The following is a 14,981-nucleotide window of genomic DNA, read 5'->3' on the forward strand; positions in this document are numbered from 1 at the left end:
GCCATGACTCACCTCCACCGGCCAGCCTCGCGATCACCAGCCCGGATGTCCACGCGACACGGTTACCGCGTCAACGTTCCTTGATGAGGCACTAGTGCGAACGGACCAGCGCGGCCACGCTCAGGAAATGCCGACCGCCACCACGAGACCCAGGCCGATGTGCGCGGCCGCGACGACGATGCTCACCGGGGCGAACTTCTCGCTCTCGATGGTCGACGCCACGTCGATGCGGGTCGCCCACTCCAGCAGCCGCACCGCGATCACCTGGACGGCGATCCCGAGGAGGCCGTAGACCAGCGACGTGATCAGGCCCTCGGTCAGGTCGCTCGCCGAGTTGAAGATCGCCACGACGACGATGAACGCCATCGAGAGCATCCCGGACGCGGTCACGATCACCGCGTTCGGCAGGCCCTGCGTCACGAGCTTCGACAGCTTGCCGGGCGTGGTCCAGTCGATCGCGTAGAACCCGGCGAACATCAGCAGCAGCCCGACGACGCCGTACAGCAGGATCGCGCCGATCCCCCGCACGAGGTCGGAGCCGAACGTGTCGGACAGCGCAAGCGTCGAGGTCACGAGTTTTCTCCCAAGAAGTCAGCGATGGGGTGTTCTATCACGGCTCGGGGATGCGGTGTGGGACGAATGCCGCACCGTCGTCGGTGACCAGGCCGCCGGTCTCGCGGATGCCGAGGCCGGCCGAGCTGTCGCCGACGATCCACGCCCCCAGCGCCGGCCGGTAGCCGTCGAACTCGGGCAGCGGGTCGAACGCCTGGTAGACGAACCCTTCGGCGCCGTAGACACCGTCGGTCTGGGTCTCGTAGCCGGTCGCGACGATCTGGACGTTCGCGCCCTCGCGGCCCAGCTTCGGCTTGCGGACGTACTCGGTGAGGATGCCGGGGTCGTCGGCGAACGCCGGCAGCAGGTTCGGGTGGCCCGGGTAGTTCTCCCACAGGATCGCCAGCAGCGTCTTGTTGGAGAGGATCATCTTCCACAACGGCTCGATCCACAGCGTCCGCGGCAGCGACTCGACGGCGTGGCGGCCGAACTCCTCGTCGACCACCCACTCCCACGGGTACAGCTTCAGCACGGTCGCCATCTGCGATTCCTCGAGGTCGACGAACCGCTTGAGCACCGGGTCCCAGCCGATCTCCTCGATCGCCAGCCCGACCGTGTCGAGCCCGGCCTCGGCCGCGGTCTCCTGCAGGTACGCCGTGGTGACGTTGTCCTCGCCGGACGGGTCGGCCGCCGACCACGTGAAGTGCAGCTCGTTCGAGGGCAGCTTGCCCTGGAGGAAAGACCACCGCTCGACGAGCTTTTCGTGGATCGAGTTCCACTGGTCGTCGTCCGGGAAGACGTCGGTCTTCCAGTGCCACTGCAGCAGCGACGCCTCCAGCAGCGTGGTCGGCGTGTCCGCGTTGTACTCCAGCAGCTTCGCCGGCGACTTGCCGTCGTAGCGCAGGTCGAACCGGCCGTAGACGTGCGGGTCCTGCCGCTTCCACGACTCGGCGATGTGCGGCCAGACCCACTCGGGGATGCCGAAGCGCTGGTAGCCCTCGGTCGTCACGACGTTGTCGACGGCTTCGAGGCACATCGAGTGCAGCAGTTCGACGTCGGCCTCGAGCGAGAGGACCTCGTCCATGTCGAAGACGTAGTGCACCGACTCGTCCCAGTACGGCCGCGTCCGGCCGCTGCTGTCGCGGGCCGGCGTGCCGTAGACGAGTCCCTGCTCTTCGACGATCCGCTGCCAGTCGCGCCGCGGCTCACGCCGGTCCCGGTACACCTACGATCCCCCGCTCTTGCCGCTGCCGCCCGTGCTGCCGCTCTTGCCGCTGATGCCGAACCCGCCACGCTGGACGGACTTGCCGGTCTTCGTCGTGACGTTGGCGCGCGACGACGGCGGGTCGTAGGAGCCGCCCGAGACGTGCTGCCCGATCGTGCCGGTGCCGCCGTAGTTGTAGCGATAGCTGTTGAACCCGCCGCCCGGGATCGGGAGGAACAGGAAGCCGCCGCTGACGTGGCCGCCGTGGGTGGTCACGTAGTGCTCGTCGCAGTTGTCGTCGTTCTGGACGACACCGCCGGCGTCGGTGCAGACGGCCGTGACCTCGGTCGGCTTCGCGACTGTGTAGAACGTCGCGACCAGGCCGACGAGGCCGACCGTGACGCCGCTGCCGATGAGGACCTTGCGCCGCGTGGCCGCCTTGGCGTCGGCCTGGCGGGCCAGCTCCTCGTCGCGCTCCTCCTGGGCGAGCGCCTGCTGACGCGCGCGCTGCTCGGCGAGCGACGGCTGTTTCGGCTGTGTGTTCGAGTCCTGGAACCTCATCGAACCGCGCTTCGGCGGCTCGGGGGGCGGCTGGTCCCCAGTGTTGCTGTCCTGCGTCATGTGCGCTCCGTAATCACCGGCCACCGCGAAACCGTGACCACCCTAACCACCCGGACCGCGCACGTCATGCGCGGCGCGGGCATCATGGACTGCGATGTCTCCCAGCGCCGATCGGTTCCCAGCCGCCACGCAGACGCTGCGCACCCGCGTCGTGATGGGCGGGATCTTCGCGGGCGCGCTCATCGCGCTCGCGCTCAGCGTCGTGTTCTCCTGGAGCGACGGCATCACCGGCGGGGCCGGTGGTGGCGCCGGGAAGCTGTCCGCCGCCGCCCAAGAGGCGTTCCACTCACCCCCCGGCAGCTGCCTGACCTGGGACAACCCGGACGCGAGCGACGCGCACAAGGTCGCCTGCACCCAGCCGCACCTGTTCGAGGTGACCGCGCTGGTCGACATCGGCGCCCAGTTCCCCGAGGGCGCGCCCGTGCCGTCACTGGACCAGTGGCAGAAGATCGCGCAGCAGAAGTGCACCGCGGACGTGAAGCCGTACCTCGGGCACCGGCTGGACCCGTACGGGAAGCTCACGACGAACCTGCTCCGCCCGACGCCGTCGCAGTGGGAGGACGGCGACCGCCAGCTGCGCTGCGGCCTGCAGTGGGCGGGTCCCGGCGGCAAGCTGCTGCCGACGACCGGGCCGGCCAAGGACCAGGACCAGTCGCTCGTCTTCGAGCCCGGCACCTGCCTGGCGCTGCTCGGCAAGGGCGTCGGCGACCCGATCGACTGCGCGCAACCGCACTCCTACGAGATCATCGCGACCCTCGACCTCAAGTCGAAGTTCAAAGAGGGCTACCCGTCGCAGGACGACCAGAAGGCCTGGCTCGACACCGAGTGCAACAAGGCGGCCGCGGACTACACCGGCGGCGCCGACCTCGGCGCGAAAAACCTGATCCTCACCTGGGACCTGCGCGAGCAGGAAAGCTGGGACGTCGGCTCGACCAAGGTCAACTGCAAGGTGGCGGCGGCGCTGCCCGACAAGAGCGGCCTGCAGGCGGTGACCGGCAGCCTCAAGGCCGCGCCGGCCGGGCCCGACGGCGGCCAGCCTCAGGACGGCGGCCCGCCTTCGGACGGGGGCGGCGGCCCGGCCTCGACGGGCGCCACTCCGCCGTCGACGAAGAAGAACGGCTGATGCCCGTCGAGATGAGCCGGGAGCGGTTCGAGGAACTGGTCTCGGAAGCCCTGGACGAGGTGCCGCCCGAGTTCGCGCGCGCGATGGACAACGTCGTCGTGCTCGTCGAGGAGTTCAACGACGAGGCCCCGGACATCCTCGGCCTCTACCACGGGATCGCGCTGACCGAGCGGACGTCGTCGTACGGCGGGGTGCTGCCGGACCGGATTTCGATCTACCGGCAGCCGATCCTGGCCATGTGCGAGGACGAGGACGAAGTCGTCGAGGAGGTCCTCATCACCGTCGTGCACGAGCTGGGCCACCACTTCGGCATCGACGACGCCCGGCTCCACGAGCTCGGCTGGGGCTGAAACTTTCGCACTAGTAGTCACAACGTGACCACGACGGGCAACGCGCCCCCCTTATCCTGTCACGTGAAGTCATTGGGTGACTGCGATAAGCGTGGGGGCCCCGGTGGACAACGGCCGAAGACTCACCTGGCTGCTGACGTCGAGCGCGGCGTCCCACCTGGGGGACGGCATCGGCAAGGTGGCCCTGCCCCTGCTGGCCACGACGCTGACCCGCGACCCGGTGCTCATCGCCGGGCTGTCCGCCACCCAGTTCCTGCCCTGGCTGCTGTTCGCCGCGATCGCCGGCGCGCTGGTCGACCGGATCGACCGGCGGCGGGCGATGATCGTCGCGAACACCGCCCGCGCCGTCGCTGTCGGCGCGCTGGCCGTCCTGGTCGCCGCCTGCGGCATGACGATCTGGCTGGTCTACCTCACCGCGTTGATCATCGGGACGGCCGAGACGATCGCGGACAGCGCGGCGAACGCGCTCGTCCCGGCCGTCGTCGGCGACGGCTCGCTCGACGCGGCCAACAGCAAGCTGCAGGCCTGCGAAATCGTCGGCCAGACGTTCCTCGGCGGCCCGGTCGGCAGCCTGACGTTCGCGCTCTTCGCGGCCTTCCCGTTCATCCTCAACTCCGCCGGCTTCGCGATCGCGGCCGCGGTGCTGCTCGGGCTGGCCGGCACCTACCGCGGCAAGGGGGAAAGCGCTGTCCGCCCGGCGAAACTCCGCACCGAGCTGGCGGACGGCCTGCGCTGGCTGCGCGGGCACCCGCTGCTGCGCCGGCTGGTCGTCGTCGCCGGCCTGCTCAGCCTGGTCAGCGAGCTCGCGCAGGCGCAGCTGGTGCTGTACGCGCTGCAGGACCTCCACCTGTCCGACGCGACGTTCGGCCTGTTCGCGTTCGTCGGCGGGATCGGCGGGCTGGCCGGCGCGGGCATCGCACCGCGGCTGGTGCGCGCGACCGGCCGGCGCGCGGTGGTCGTCGGCGGGATCGTCTGCTGCGGCATCGGGTTCGGCGGGATGGGCCTGGTGCGCTCGCCGATCGCGGGTGCCGCGCTGTTCGGCCTGTTCGCAGCCGCGGTCGTCGCGGTGAACGTCGTGCTCGCGACCGCCCGGCACACGCTGGTGCCCGGCGACCTGCTCGGCCGGGTGCTCGGGGTGTGGCGGACGGTGGTCTGGGGCGCGATTCCGGTGGGTGCCCTGCTCGGCGGGGTGCTGACCGAGGCGCTCGGCACGGCGGCGCGGACGTTCGCGGTGTCGGGGGTGGCGATGCTGGCGATCGCCGGGTTCGCGTTCGGCGCGCTGCGGCGGTTCCCGCTCGGTGACAAATCGGACTCAGCCGCGGCGCTGACGCACCACGATCCCGGATTGTGAGCTGAAATAGCTCCTCACCCAGGTGGTGAGGAGGCGGCTATGCGCAGCACCGCGGACACCGGCACCGGTGCCGGTTCCGACTTCGACGAGTCTCCGGCCGAGTCCGGCGAGGCCGTGACCACGGCCCCGCCGCCGTCGCGCCGGATGCTGGTGCTGGCCACGGTCGCCGGGTTCGTGCTGGGCAGCGGCGTGCTCGGCCTGCTCTGGGCGCTGTCCGGGGTGCACGCCGGAGCGCTCGAAGACGCCGTCGCGGCGTGCCAGGCACTCGACCGCGTCGGCGAGCTGCCCGACACGAGCCGTGACGCCCATCCATCGCTGACACCCAGCCTGACGTCGGAGCGCCTGCACCGGATGACGGCGGCGCGCGAGCTGTCCGCGGCCGCCGCCCAGGTCAACCCGAACTACCAGGAGCTGGCCGACCACATCGACGGCGTCAGCCGGATGGTGTTCAGCCTCCACTTCGCCGACATCTCCGGCCAGCGCCACCTCGTCCAAGCCAAGGAGATCTGCGCCAGGATCTAGGCGGGGTGGACCGTCTTCACCGCGAGCTGGTTGCCCGGGATCTTCGTGCTCGCGCAGCCCGTGCCGTCGGAGGGCACGAAGTTCGACGCGGTCTCCTGCGGCAGGTAGATCCGCAGGCCCTTCACCGGCGTCGGCTGGCAGGTGTTCGGGTCGAAATTCTGCACGTTGACGAACTGGATGTCGGCGGCCGCGGTCTGGCCGGGGCTCAGCTTGACGGCGTTGCCCTTGGTGCCTTCGCGGAAGGCGTCCTTGCCGACCTGGTGGCCGTCCGCACCGGCCACATAGGACACCCCGGGGAATCCCTGGATCGTGCAGGGCTCGGCACTGACGTTCTTGATCAGCAACGGCCGGTAAACCGATCCGGCCCCGGCGTCACCCTGGCCGAGCGAAAGCTGGACGTCCCCGGCCTTGCAGAGCCCGTTGTCGGCGGGCTGCACGACCGGCGGGGCGACCGGCGGCGCGCTCGCCGTGCTCGACGTGGCGGTGGTGACCGTGGTGGTGGCCGGCGACGACGAAGACGGTGCCGCCGAGCTGTCCGCCGCGGGTGTGGTGCCCCCACTGCCGCAGGCGGAGAGCGCGAAAACGCCCGCCGAAGCCGCGACGACCGGGAACAACCGTGAAAGCTTCGTCCGAACCATCTCAATCGCCTCCCTGGTGCGGTGCTACTGGGTAGACGTGCCGTTGGCGGGCAGGTTCGCCAGCTTCGTAAATTCCCCACCGAACGTGTTCTAAACGTGACAGGATCACACGTTCGTGATCTTCAGAGCGGAGTGTCGACCCAGGTCAGGCAGCGCCACTGGCCGTCCGGCCGGGCGGCCAGCTCCACGAGCCCGGTGTTCGGGATCAGCGCCGCGTTGGCGACGTCCGCGTGGACGTTCGGAGCCAGCCACTCGCCGCTCAGCCGGATCGCGCCACCATGGCTGACCAGGGCGATCACCCCGTCCGGGTCGGCCTGCTCGTGCTTGGCGCGCAGCCGGCCGACCGCGTCCAGCATCCGGGTGCGCACGCTCGTGCCGCTCTCGCCGCCGGGCAGCGACACCGCCAGCTCGCCGAGCGTCCAGCGCCGGACCGTGTCCATGTACGTCCGGATCGACGCGTGGTCGGTCGCCCCCTCCAGGTCACCCGCGACGACCTCGTGCACCCCGTCGACGATCTGCACGTCCAGCGAGAACCGCGCCGCCAGCGGCGCCGCGGTCTGCTGGGCGCGCGTCGCCTGCGACGCGTAGACCGCGACCAGCGGCTCCTCCGCCAGCCGTGCTGCGAGGGCGTCGGCCTGCCGCCGGCCGAGGTCGGTCAGCGGCGGGCCGGGCAAGGCGGTGTCGAGCGCGCCACGGACGTTCCCGTCGGTCTGACCGTGGCGGATGAGCAGCAGCCTCACGCCAGGTCCCCCTTGCGGACCGCGTCGGCCCACTCGGCCGCCTCGGCGAAGTCGTCGTTGCCGAAGCCGGGCTCGATCGTGGTCTGCGTCCCGTCGGCCCGCGGGTGCGAACCGAGGAACCGCAGGTTGCGGCAGTGCCGGCGCAACGCCGTCAGCGCGTCGAGGACCCGCGGCTCGGCCACGTGGCCTTCGAAGTCGATGAAGAAGCGGTACTCGCCGAAGTTGTTCCGCGTCGGCCGGGCGTCGAGCCGGGTCAGGTTGATCCCGCGGGTGGCCAGCTCGGTGAGCAGCTCGGCGAGCGTGCCGGTGCGGTTCGCGGCCGCGGCGACCACGGACGTCCGGTCGGCACCGGTGGCGGCCGGCAGCTCGCCCGGCCGGCGGACCAGCAGGAACCGCGTCGCCGCGTCGGAGACGTCCGCGACCTCGGTGGCCAGGACTTCCAGGTCGTAGTGCTCGACCGCGACCGGCGCGCAGACCGCCGCGTCGAAGTCGCCGTCGAGCACGCCGACCGCGGCGGCCGACGTCGACGACGACGCCACCGGGTGCGCGTCCGGCAGGTTCGCCTCGAGCCAGTCGCGGACCTGGGCGAGTGCGTGCGGGTGGCTGGCGACGGTCCGGATCTCCCCGCCGCCGCGCCGGGTCAGCACGCTGAAGTGGACCGGCAGGATCGCTTCGGCCACGGCGACCAGCGGCGTCGACTCGCTGAGCCCGTCGAGCGTCGCGGGCACCACGCCCTCGACCGAGTTCTCGATGGGGACGCACGCCGCGTCCGCCTCGCCCTTGCGGACGGCGGTCATCGCCAGCCGGACGGTCTCGACCGGAAGCAGTTCTTGGCCGGGAGCGAGGATCCGCGCGGCCTGTTCGGTGAAGGTCCCTCGGGGGCCGAAGTATGCGATCCGTGACACAGCACTCAGGCTACGGGGCCGGACCGTGGCGACTTTCACTCGGACAGCCGGTACTCGAACCGGTTACGCCGGGTGGCGTTTTTTGCGATGCTGGGGTGCGTGACCGCCGATTCGGGCACACACGCCGGTCGTGAGGGCGCCGGGACGTCCAGGCTCTCCCCGCGCACCCCGGAGCTGGTGCTGTGCGCCGTCGATGAACCACTCGCCGCCGCCTGGACGACCGCCGCGGAGTCGCTGGCCGGCCGGGTCCGCGTGCACCGCGGGTCGGTCCTCGACGTCACCGCCCAGGCCGTGGTCAGCCCGGCCAACTCCTACGGCTGGATGCGCGGCGGCATCGACGCCGTCTACGCGCGGGCCTTCCCGGGCATCGAGCAGAGCGTCCGCAGCGCGGTCCTGGCCTTTCACGGCGGTGAGCTGCCGATCGGCGAGGCCGTGCTGGTCCCGACCGGCGAAGCCGAACCGGCGTGGCTGATCAGCGCGCCGACCATGCGCGAGCCCGGCGAGGTACTGCCCGCCGACACCGTGCATCCCTACCTCGCCGCCCGCGCCGTCTTCCTGCAGTGGCGCGACGGCAAGCTCGACCAGGGACCGGTGCGCGAGTTCGTCGACACGATCGCGATGCCGGGCCTCGGCACCGGCGTCGGCGGCGTCGAACCGGCGACGTGCGCGCGCCAGGTCGCGGCGGCGTGGGACGAGGTTTTTCGTCACTCCCGGTAATTTCCCGAGGTTTCGGGGTGGACTACATCACAGCGCGTTCACCGGCCGTAAGCCCTACCGTTAATCACGCAGGTGAACGTCCGCCAGTGCAGGCGACGGCCGGAGGAGTGTGCGATGACCCGGGTCCGCGAACTCAGCCCCTATGTCGAGCTGCACCGGGAACAATGGAAAGAACTGCGAAGTTCGACGCCCTTGCCGCTGACCGCGGCCGAGCTGCTGCGGCTGCGCGGTCTCGGCGAACAGGTCGACCTGGCCGAGGTCGCCGACGTCTACCTGCCGCTCTCCCGCCTGATCAACCTGCAGGTCGCCGCGCGCCAGCGGCTCTACGAAGCGACGACGACGTTCCTCGGTGACGACTCCCGCGGCACGAAGGTCCCGTTCGTGATCGGCATCGCCGGGAGCGTCGCGGTCGGCAAGTCGACCACCGCCCGCATCCTGCGCACGCTGCTCGCTCGCTGGCCGGATCACCCCCGCGTCGACCTGGTCACCACCGACGGCTTCCTGTACCCGCGCGCGGAGCTGATGCGGCGCGGGATCATGCACCGGAAGGGCTTCCCCGAGAGCTACGACCGGCGCGCGCTGCTGCGGTTCGTCACCGAGGTGAAGTCGGGGGCCGAGCGGGTCACCGCGCCGGTGTACTCGCACCTGGCCTACGACATCCTGCCGGGGCAGGAGCAGGTGGTGCAGCAGCCGGACATCCTCATCCTCGAGGGCCTGAACGTGCTGCAGCCGGGCCCGCGCCTGATGGTGTCCGACCTGTTCGACTTCTCGATCTACGTCGACGCGCACACCGACGACATCCAGCGCTGGTACATCGAGCGGTTCCTGGAGCTGCGGCACACGGCGTTCGCGGACCCGGCGTCGCACTTCCACCACTTCGCCGGCCTGCCCGACGACGAGGCCCGCGCCGAGGCACGGCACCTGTGGCGCTCGATCAACGAGCCGAACCTGATGGAGAACATCAAGCCGACCCGGCCGCGGGCGACGCTCGTGCTCCGCAAGGACTGCGACCACGCCATCAACCGGGTCCGCCTGCGCAAGCTCTGACCCGTCACGCGGCTTGTCACCCACATGCCGCGCTTTCCCACGCTGAGCGAGTGCGCGACCACGATCCGGTGTGGACTCGCGACTCTGCGCGCCGGATTCCGGCCGTTCGGCCGAGGCGCGGCGTTCAGGCGTAACCGGTTGGCCGATACCGGCGCAGGGGTGTGAAAGCGACCCTGAAGGAGTCAGGAAAACGGCTCTGAGCTGGGGAGGAGGCCCACGATGTTCTCGATGATCCTCACGTGGGTCGGTGCGGTGCTGGGTCTGGCCTTGCTGATCGCGATGGCCGCCGGAACGTTCGTCGTGGACTTCGACGACCGCCTGCAGGAGCGCCGCCGCAAGGGGAAGCCCGCCGAACCAGCGGGCCCCCTCCCTTAGCGATCAGAGTTCGGCCAGCGCCTCGAGGTAGGCGTCGGCGTCGTATTCCAGGTTTTCCGCGTCCAGCAGGCTGTTTTCCAGCGAGTCGATGAGCTGCTCGAAAATCTCGTCGCGGTCCAGCTCGCCTTCCCGCAGGCGCTCGGCGGCCTGCCAGACCTCGGCGGGCTCGTTGTCCCACAGCTGGTCGACGATCGTCGCGCGCAGGATCAGCCGCTGCTCGTCCTCGTCCTCGTCGGCCTCGGCGATGACCAGCGCCCGGCGCTGCTCGGGGTCGGTCGGGTCGAGGTCGACCTCTTCCTCGTCGATTTCCGTGGTCACCGACGGCACGGCGAACATCCGGCGTTCCAGCGCGTCGGCCAGTTCGGTCGGCGACAGGTCGCCGGTGTCGCCGAAGTAGCGCTCCAGCGGCGAGTCGTCCTCGTCGGTGTACTCGCTCAGGTAGTCGGCGACGGCCTCGTCGAGCGCGGCGACCGCGGTCTCGGACAGCCCGGCCCGCTCCGCCGTCCACTGCACCCAGGCCAGCACGACCGGCTCGACGGCGTCTTCGTGGTCGGCGTCGAGCTCGTACTCCCCGCCGAGCAGGCCCTCGAGGAACCGCGCGACCTTCTCCGGGCCGACGCGCAGCGGGTTCGCCGGGTCGGTGCGCACGCCGTGCTCCAGCAACAGGGCACCGATCGCGCGGGCGGCATCGGCGTCTTCACCGCTCGCCGCGACGAACTGCTCGACGACGGCGGCCCGCTCGGTCTCGGACCACTCGGCCACCTCGGGCACGAGCGCGGGCTCCGGCAGCGCGCGGCACCAGATGAGGGCGACGGCGTGGAAGCGTGCGTAGTCCTCGCTGACGTCGGCTTCGTCGAGGTGGTCGGTGGCGGCGAGGCCGTCGGCGATCAGGCGGTGGGCCTCGGCGGGGTCGACCGCCTCGAAGACGACCAGCTCCGGGTCCGCGTCGGCCTGCTCGCGCATCTCGGCGAGGACGTCCGCGGGCTGGTCGATCACGACGAGGTCCCGCACCCGGCCGCCCTCGGTGAAGTCGAGCAGCGCGAGCAGGCCGTACGCCTGGCCGCCGTGGGTGAAGACGCAGAGCAGCGACGACTCGTCGCCGTAGACGTCACCGGTCCGCAGGCACTCGCCGGCGGTGACCCGGCCCAGCTCGTCCGCCCAGGACGGCTCGGGGATGCCGCGGCCGAGGACGACCTGCAGCCCGGCGTCGGCGGCCTTGCGTTCGACGTCGGTCTCGGCGACGACCTTCAGCGCGGCCAGCAGCGCGGCGGCGCCGGGGGTGATCTTGCGCTGCGCGAAGGCGATGAGTTCGAGGCCCAGCGGCTCGTCGCCGTCCTCGACGGGCAGGTCGCGGAACTGGCCGAGCACCTCGGAGGCGAGCAGTTCGACGTCGACCGGCGCGGGGTCGGCGCCCAGCGCCGAGAAGTCGTTCAGGACGTCCTTGAACAAGCCGGTCACGCTGTGGGTGACGGGCTGCGGCTGCCTCTTGCGGGCGCGACTCACCGGGCTCATGGCATCAATGCTTTCACCCCGCCGCGAGCCGGTCGCGGTGGCCCTGGCGCGGGTCCCGCCGAGGCTCGACGGGGAGGCGCCGAGCCGGGACGACGGAACTGGGCCACCGCGACGTCGCTGGCCAGAGCGGCATCACCACCCTGCCTGGCTCACGGTGTCCCGGTGCACGTGTAACACCGGTCCACCCCGGTCAACGAGGGGTGCGCGGGGAAGTTACGGCCTTCGGCATGGCAATGCGGGCGGTCCGGATTTCCGTGATCAGGCGGGTTTTCCGGCGGTGGGTTTCCACCAGCGCGGCGAGGTAGGCGGTGAATTCGTCGGGCGTTTCGGCACGTTTGTGCAAGGTGCGCAACAGCTTCAGCCGGCGGGCGGCTTCCTGGTACGCCTGCGGGTCCTTGCGCTCGATGAGCTCCTCGACGTGCTCCCGGAAGACGGGGATCGTCTCGGCCGGGTGCTCCGCGGCGCGCTGCTCGGCCAGTTCGAGCTTGAGCTCCGGCGCGGCCCCGAACCGGACACAGGCCCGCCAGGCTTCGTCGGGACGGCCGTCGTCGAGCAGGACGCGCACCAGCTCGTCAGCCTGCTCGACGCCCTCGGCGGCGCGTTCACGCAGGCACGCCAGCGCGTCGCGGCGCTGCACAGTCCACTTCCCCGCGGCTTGCGCGGCTTCGCGCAGCGCGGCGTACGTCTCGCGGCCCGGCTTGGCGTCGAAGTCCTTGCGACGACGAGACGTCTCGTCCTCGGGTTGCTCGGGTGGCAGCGGCTGCTTGTCGTGGGTCAGCGCGCGAGCGGCGTGCGCGATGGCCTCGCTGTGCCGTCCCGCGGCCCGCAGCACCCGGACGATCTTGAGGCTGACGTCCACCCGCGGCGGCTTGGCCGAGAGGATCGCCACCAGCTCGTCGACGTCACCGAGCACCTCGGCCAGCTGCTCCCGCAGCCGTTCGGCCACGTCACGGCGGTGCCCGGGGCCGCTCGCCGCCAGCACGTCGTCCACAGTGGACTTGATCCGCTTGAGCCCGGGCTCGCCCAGCGCCGTCGCGAACTCGGCGAGGTCGATGACCGGACGGCCGGGGCCGTCGAACTCGACCTCGAGGATCCAGTCGGCCAGCTTCTCCGGGTCCGGCGGCCGGGCGGCGCACGCGCGGGCGTACAGCTCCACCGCGCGGTCCAGCCGGTCACCGAGGTCGCCGGCGTGGTCGCCGGACTGCTCGAGCACCTCGCTGATGTCGTCGACCGTGCGCCGGGCCAGCGGCGCCAGGTCGGCGCGGCTGCCGGCGTCGAGCATCCGCTGCAGCGTGTCGAGAACCGCGCCGATCTTCGCGGTGTACTCGACGTTCCCGTCGGTGACCGCGGTGTCCAGCAGCCGGTGCGCCTCGCTGACGTCACCGGATTGGGTGGCAGCGCGCAGTTCGAGCGAATGCCGCAACTCAGGGTCACGTTCGGCTTGGGCGTGCAGCAGGTCCGCCAGCGTCTCCGCGCCCAAGGTGCGCAGGTAGGGGCGAAGATCCGAGTGGGGACTCACGCGCACCAGTCTGCCCGAGGCCGTCCAGCACGCGTGTGGGCCAACCGCGTGCTCTTTTCGGAGTAATCAGTGACGCTTCGTGAGCACCTCATCGACGCCGCAAGTCGTCGAGCACGGCTTTCAGCGGCCACGGGTCCGGCAGATGCGGCCGTCGTGACCGTGCGTGGCGAGGACGGGGGATGGCCGCGCGGACGGTCGGCACCATGATCGGGACGACCGGCACCGGCACGCGGGCCACCAGCCGCCGCACCACCACCAGGAGCAGCAGGGCGGTCAGCAGGAGCGCCGCGCCCGCGGCGAGGGCGCCGCCGAGGGTGCGGCGTCCGTCGTCGAGCGTCAGCTGAACCGCGTACTGGCTCTGCTGCGCATACAACCGGCCCAGCTCGCCCGAAACGGTGTAAGCGGCACTGCGCCACGTGGACTCGGCGATCGGCAGCGGTTCGGCGGCGATGATCGCATCCTCGGCGGCGGCCAGCCTGCTCCAGTCGGCGCTGCGCGTCAGCGACTCGTACGCCGTCCGGCCACTCTCGGTGAGCTGCGGCGCCACCCGGGCGAGTTCGGCCCGGTAGGCGGCGACGGCGGTGGTGTAGGACCGCCGCGTGACGTCGTCCAGCCCGGCGAGGGCGAGGGAATCGGAGCGGTCCATGCCTTCGGCGACGGAAAGCAGCTCGACGGCGATCGTCTGCTGGTAGGCGGACTCGGCGTTCGGCGCGCGGCGCGCGTAGTCACGCAGGCCGGCGATGGCGGTGTCGATCCGCTGGGTGAAATTCGCGTACGCGGCGGACTGTCGGTCGGGCACGCCCATGGCCGCGCTCCGCTGGGCCTGCAGCGCGACCACCGCCCGCGCGGTCCGATCGGCGGCGTCCGCGGTCTCCAATGCGAGGTCGCGCGTCCGAACCGCCTGATGGACCAGGAAAACGGCGATCACCGCGGCCACCACGACGAGCGCGCCGCCGGGGATGAACGCGATGCCCAGCATCCGGCCGCGGACGGATCGCAGGTACTTCAAGACGTTCCTTTCCCAGCCTTGGTCCCCGCAAGCATCCCGACGAAGTTCAACCTATTGAGTGAGAGATTTACCGGTCAACGACAATCCGCCATACGGCCGCTAGCGCACGGTGACGGCCGGGCACAATCGGCGAGTGACTTTCGACGACGTGACCCAGCGCCTGCGCGGCTTCGCGGCGGCCCGGGCCTGGGAGCCGTACCACACCCCGAAGAACCTCGTGATGGCGTTGTCCGGCGAGGTGGGCGAGCTGACCTCGCTGTTCCAGTGGCTGACGCCGGAGGAGTCCGACGCCTGGCGCGATGACCCGACGCTGGAGGCGAAGGTGCTCGACGAGATCGCGGACGTCACGCTGTACCTGCTGCAGCTGGCGGACCGCCTCGGCGTCGACCTGCCCGCGGCCGCGCACGCGAAGATCGACCGCAACGAGCTCCGCTTCCCACCGCCGGCCTAGCCCCAGAAGACGCCGTTCGGGTTCCGGTCGATCTCGGCGAGCAGAGCGGGCGGCGTGCTGGCGACGGGCGCGTCGGGGTAGGACAGCCACCGCCCGTTCCGGTCGGCCCACAGCACCGACCAGATCCCGAACTCGTCGAGCCGCAGCTGCGCGATCTTCTGTTCGGACCACTCGGGCCCGGCCTCCGGCGACCACGGCGCCCGCCGTTCGACGATGGTGACCGCGCGCCCCCGCGTCCGGCACTCGACCCGGATCCGGTCCTGAAGGTGTTCTGGGACGCGCTGCGCGCACCACCGTTCGATCTGCCGCAGCGCGAGCTCCGGAATTGCCGCCATACCGCCCAGT

At 71.1% G+C, this 14,981-nt stretch carries 18 protein-coding genes; 8 read left to right on the forward strand and 10 right to left on the reverse strand.

Going from position 1 to position 14,981, the window contains the following annotated elements:
• Window positions 1-120: 120 nt before the first annotated feature.
• The 3 genes from AB0G28_RS39810 to AB0G28_RS39820 are packed head-to-tail and all read right to left on the reverse strand — an operon-like array spanning window position 121 to window position 2,377.
• Window positions 121-573 (reverse strand): DUF350 domain-containing protein, encoded by a 453-nt coding sequence (locus AB0G28_RS39810; protein WP_361102019.1) that lies wholly within the window; start codon window positions 571-573, stop codon window positions 121-123.
• 37 nt (window positions 574-610) lie between these two features.
• On the reverse strand, window positions 611-1,777 hold the full coding sequence (locus AB0G28_RS39815) for a glutathionylspermidine synthase family protein (protein ID WP_361102022.1): 1,167 nt from the start codon (window positions 1,775-1,777) through the stop codon (window positions 611-613).
• Complete coding sequence (locus AB0G28_RS39820; protein WP_361102025.1) at window positions 1,778-2,377, reverse strand: hypothetical protein; 600 nt, start codon at window positions 2,375-2,377, stop codon at window positions 1,778-1,780. It abuts the gene before it with no gap.
• Between the two features lie 94 nt (window positions 2,378-2,471).
• Between AB0G28_RS39820 and AB0G28_RS39825 the strand changes: the two genes are divergently transcribed.
• The 4 genes from AB0G28_RS39825 (at window position 2,472) to AB0G28_RS39840 (ending at window position 5,723) form a co-directional block, all read left to right on the forward strand.
• On the forward strand, window positions 2,472-3,500 hold the full coding sequence (locus AB0G28_RS39825; protein WP_361102028.1) for a septum formation family protein: 1,029 nt from the start codon (window positions 2,472-2,474) through the stop codon (window positions 3,498-3,500).
• Window positions 3,500-3,850 (forward strand): metallopeptidase family protein, encoded by a 351-nt coding sequence (locus AB0G28_RS39830; protein WP_020642760.1) that lies wholly within the window; start codon window positions 3,500-3,502, stop codon window positions 3,848-3,850. The genes AB0G28_RS39825 and AB0G28_RS39830 overlap by 1 nt, the downstream gene beginning before the upstream one ends.
• A 103-nt stretch (window positions 3,851-3,953) precedes the next feature.
• Complete coding sequence (locus tag AB0G28_RS39835) at window positions 3,954-5,201, forward strand: MFS transporter (RefSeq protein WP_361102151.1); 1,248 nt, start codon at window positions 3,954-3,956, stop codon at window positions 5,199-5,201.
• Window positions 5,202-5,240: 39 nt separating this feature from the next.
• Window positions 5,241-5,723, forward strand: coding sequence for a hypothetical protein (locus AB0G28_RS39840; RefSeq protein WP_361102030.1), 483 nt, complete (start codon window positions 5,241-5,243; stop codon window positions 5,721-5,723).
• On the opposite strand, the gene AB0G28_RS39845 is transcribed toward AB0G28_RS39840, so the two are convergent.
• The 3 genes from AB0G28_RS39845 to pheA all read right to left on the reverse strand — a co-directional run bounded on the left by AB0G28_RS39845 (window position 5,720) and on the right by pheA (window position 8,006).
• Window positions 5,720-6,361, reverse strand: coding sequence for a DUF4232 domain-containing protein (locus tag AB0G28_RS39845; RefSeq protein WP_361102032.1), 642 nt, complete (start codon window positions 6,359-6,361; stop codon window positions 5,720-5,722). The genes AB0G28_RS39840 and AB0G28_RS39845 overlap by 4 nt on opposite strands.
• Before the next feature lie 122 nt (window positions 6,362-6,483).
• Complete coding sequence (locus AB0G28_RS39850; protein WP_361102035.1) at window positions 6,484-7,101, reverse strand: histidine phosphatase family protein; 618 nt, start codon at window positions 7,099-7,101, stop codon at window positions 6,484-6,486.
• The gene (gene pheA / locus AB0G28_RS39855; protein ID WP_361102038.1) at window positions 7,098-8,006 is read right to left on the reverse strand and encodes a prephenate dehydratase; all 909 of its coding nucleotides are present in this window, start codon (window positions 8,004-8,006) and stop codon (window positions 7,098-7,100) included. Before pheA ends, AB0G28_RS39850 begins: the two co-directional genes overlap by 4 nt.
• A 99-nt stretch (window positions 8,007-8,105) precedes the next feature.
• Here pheA and AB0G28_RS39860 point away from each other — a divergent pair, with 99 nt between their 5' ends.
• From AB0G28_RS39860 to AB0G28_RS39870, 3 genes are all read left to right on the forward strand, one after another.
• Window positions 8,106-8,723 carry a macro domain-containing protein gene (locus AB0G28_RS39860; protein ID WP_361102041.1) on the forward strand — a complete coding sequence of 206 codons (618 nt, stop codon included), beginning with the start codon at window positions 8,106-8,108 and terminating at the stop codon, window positions 8,721-8,723.
• Between the two features lie 114 nt (window positions 8,724-8,837).
• The gene (gene coaA, locus AB0G28_RS39865) at window positions 8,838-9,770 is read left to right on the forward strand and encodes a type I pantothenate kinase (RefSeq protein WP_361102044.1); all 933 of its coding nucleotides are present in this window, start codon (window positions 8,838-8,840) and stop codon (window positions 9,768-9,770) included.
• 219 nt (window positions 9,771-9,989) lie between these two features.
• A complete protein-coding gene (locus AB0G28_RS39870) occupies window positions 9,990-10,145 on the forward strand; it encodes a hypothetical protein (RefSeq protein WP_361102047.1) in 156 nt (51 codons plus the stop codon).
• A 3-nt stretch (window positions 10,146-10,148) separates the two neighbouring features.
• Here the strand turns inward: AB0G28_RS39870 and AB0G28_RS39875 are convergent, their stop codons facing one another.
• From AB0G28_RS39875 to AB0G28_RS39885, 3 genes are all read right to left on the reverse strand, one after another.
• Complete coding sequence (locus AB0G28_RS39875) at window positions 10,149-11,657, reverse strand: hypothetical protein (RefSeq protein ID WP_361102050.1); 1,509 nt, start codon at window positions 11,655-11,657, stop codon at window positions 10,149-10,151.
• A gap of 190 nt (window positions 11,658-11,847) precedes the next feature.
• Window positions 11,848-13,176: a DUF6880 family protein gene (locus AB0G28_RS39880; protein WP_361102053.1), complete on the reverse strand. Its 1,329-nt coding sequence runs from the start codon at window positions 13,174-13,176 to the stop codon at window positions 11,848-11,850.
• 88 nt (window positions 13,177-13,264) lie between these two features.
• Window positions 13,265-14,185, reverse strand: coding sequence for a nitrate- and nitrite sensing domain-containing protein (locus AB0G28_RS39885; protein WP_361102056.1), 921 nt, complete (start codon window positions 14,183-14,185; stop codon window positions 13,265-13,267).
• Between the two features lie 133 nt (window positions 14,186-14,318).
• Here AB0G28_RS39885 and AB0G28_RS39890 point away from each other — a divergent pair, with 133 nt between their 5' ends.
• Entirely contained in the window at window positions 14,319-14,636 is a 318-nt protein-coding gene (locus tag AB0G28_RS39890; RefSeq protein ID WP_361102059.1) for a nucleotide pyrophosphohydrolase, read from the forward strand.
• On the opposite strand, the gene AB0G28_RS39895 is transcribed toward AB0G28_RS39890, so the two are convergent.
• Window positions 14,633-14,971 (reverse strand): DUF3024 domain-containing protein, encoded by a 339-nt coding sequence (locus AB0G28_RS39895; RefSeq protein WP_361102062.1) that lies wholly within the window; start codon window positions 14,969-14,971, stop codon window positions 14,633-14,635. The two genes, AB0G28_RS39890 and AB0G28_RS39895, sit on opposite strands and share 4 nt — an antisense overlap.
• Between the last annotated feature and the right edge of the window lie 10 nt (window positions 14,972-14,981).

Source organism: Amycolatopsis sp. NPDC021455, assembly GCF_040640995.1.
Classification (GTDB): Bacteria; Actinomycetota; Actinomycetes; order Mycobacteriales; family Pseudonocardiaceae; genus Amycolatopsis.

What these genes read in the sequence shown, in the direction of transcription:
- AB0G28_RS39820 (WP_361102025.1), bottom strand. Translation starts at nt 2,377, where the DNA reads ATGACGCAGGACAGCAACACTGGGGACCAGCCGCCCCCCGAGCCGCCG.
- AB0G28_RS39825 (WP_361102028.1), top strand. Translation starts at nt 2,472, where the DNA reads ATGTCTCCCAGCGCCGATCGGTTCCCAGCCGCCACGCAGACGCTGCGC.
- AB0G28_RS39830 (WP_020642760.1), top strand. Translation starts at nt 3,500, where the DNA reads ATGCCCGTCGAGATGAGCCGGGAGCGGTTCGAGGAACTGGTCTCGGAA.
- AB0G28_RS39840 (WP_361102030.1), top strand. Translation starts at nt 5,241, where the DNA reads ATGCGCAGCACCGCGGACACCGGCACCGGTGCCGGTTCCGACTTCGAC.
- AB0G28_RS39845 (WP_361102032.1), bottom strand. Translation starts at nt 6,361, where the DNA reads ATGGTTCGGACGAAGCTTTCACGGTTGTTCCCGGTCGTCGCGGCTTCG.
- coaA (WP_361102044.1), top strand. Translation starts at nt 8,838, where the DNA reads ATGACCCGGGTCCGCGAACTCAGCCCCTATGTCGAGCTGCACCGGGAA.
- AB0G28_RS39870 (WP_361102047.1), top strand. Translation starts at nt 9,990, where the DNA reads ATGTTCTCGATGATCCTCACGTGGGTCGGTGCGGTGCTGGGTCTGGCC.
- AB0G28_RS39875 (WP_361102050.1), bottom strand. Translation starts at nt 11,657, where the DNA reads ATGAGCCCGGTGAGTCGCGCCCGCAAGAGGCAGCCGCAGCCCGTCACC.
- AB0G28_RS39895 (WP_361102062.1), bottom strand. Translation starts at nt 14,971, where the DNA reads ATGGCGGCAATTCCGGAGCTCGCGCTGCGGCAGATCGAACGGTGGTGC.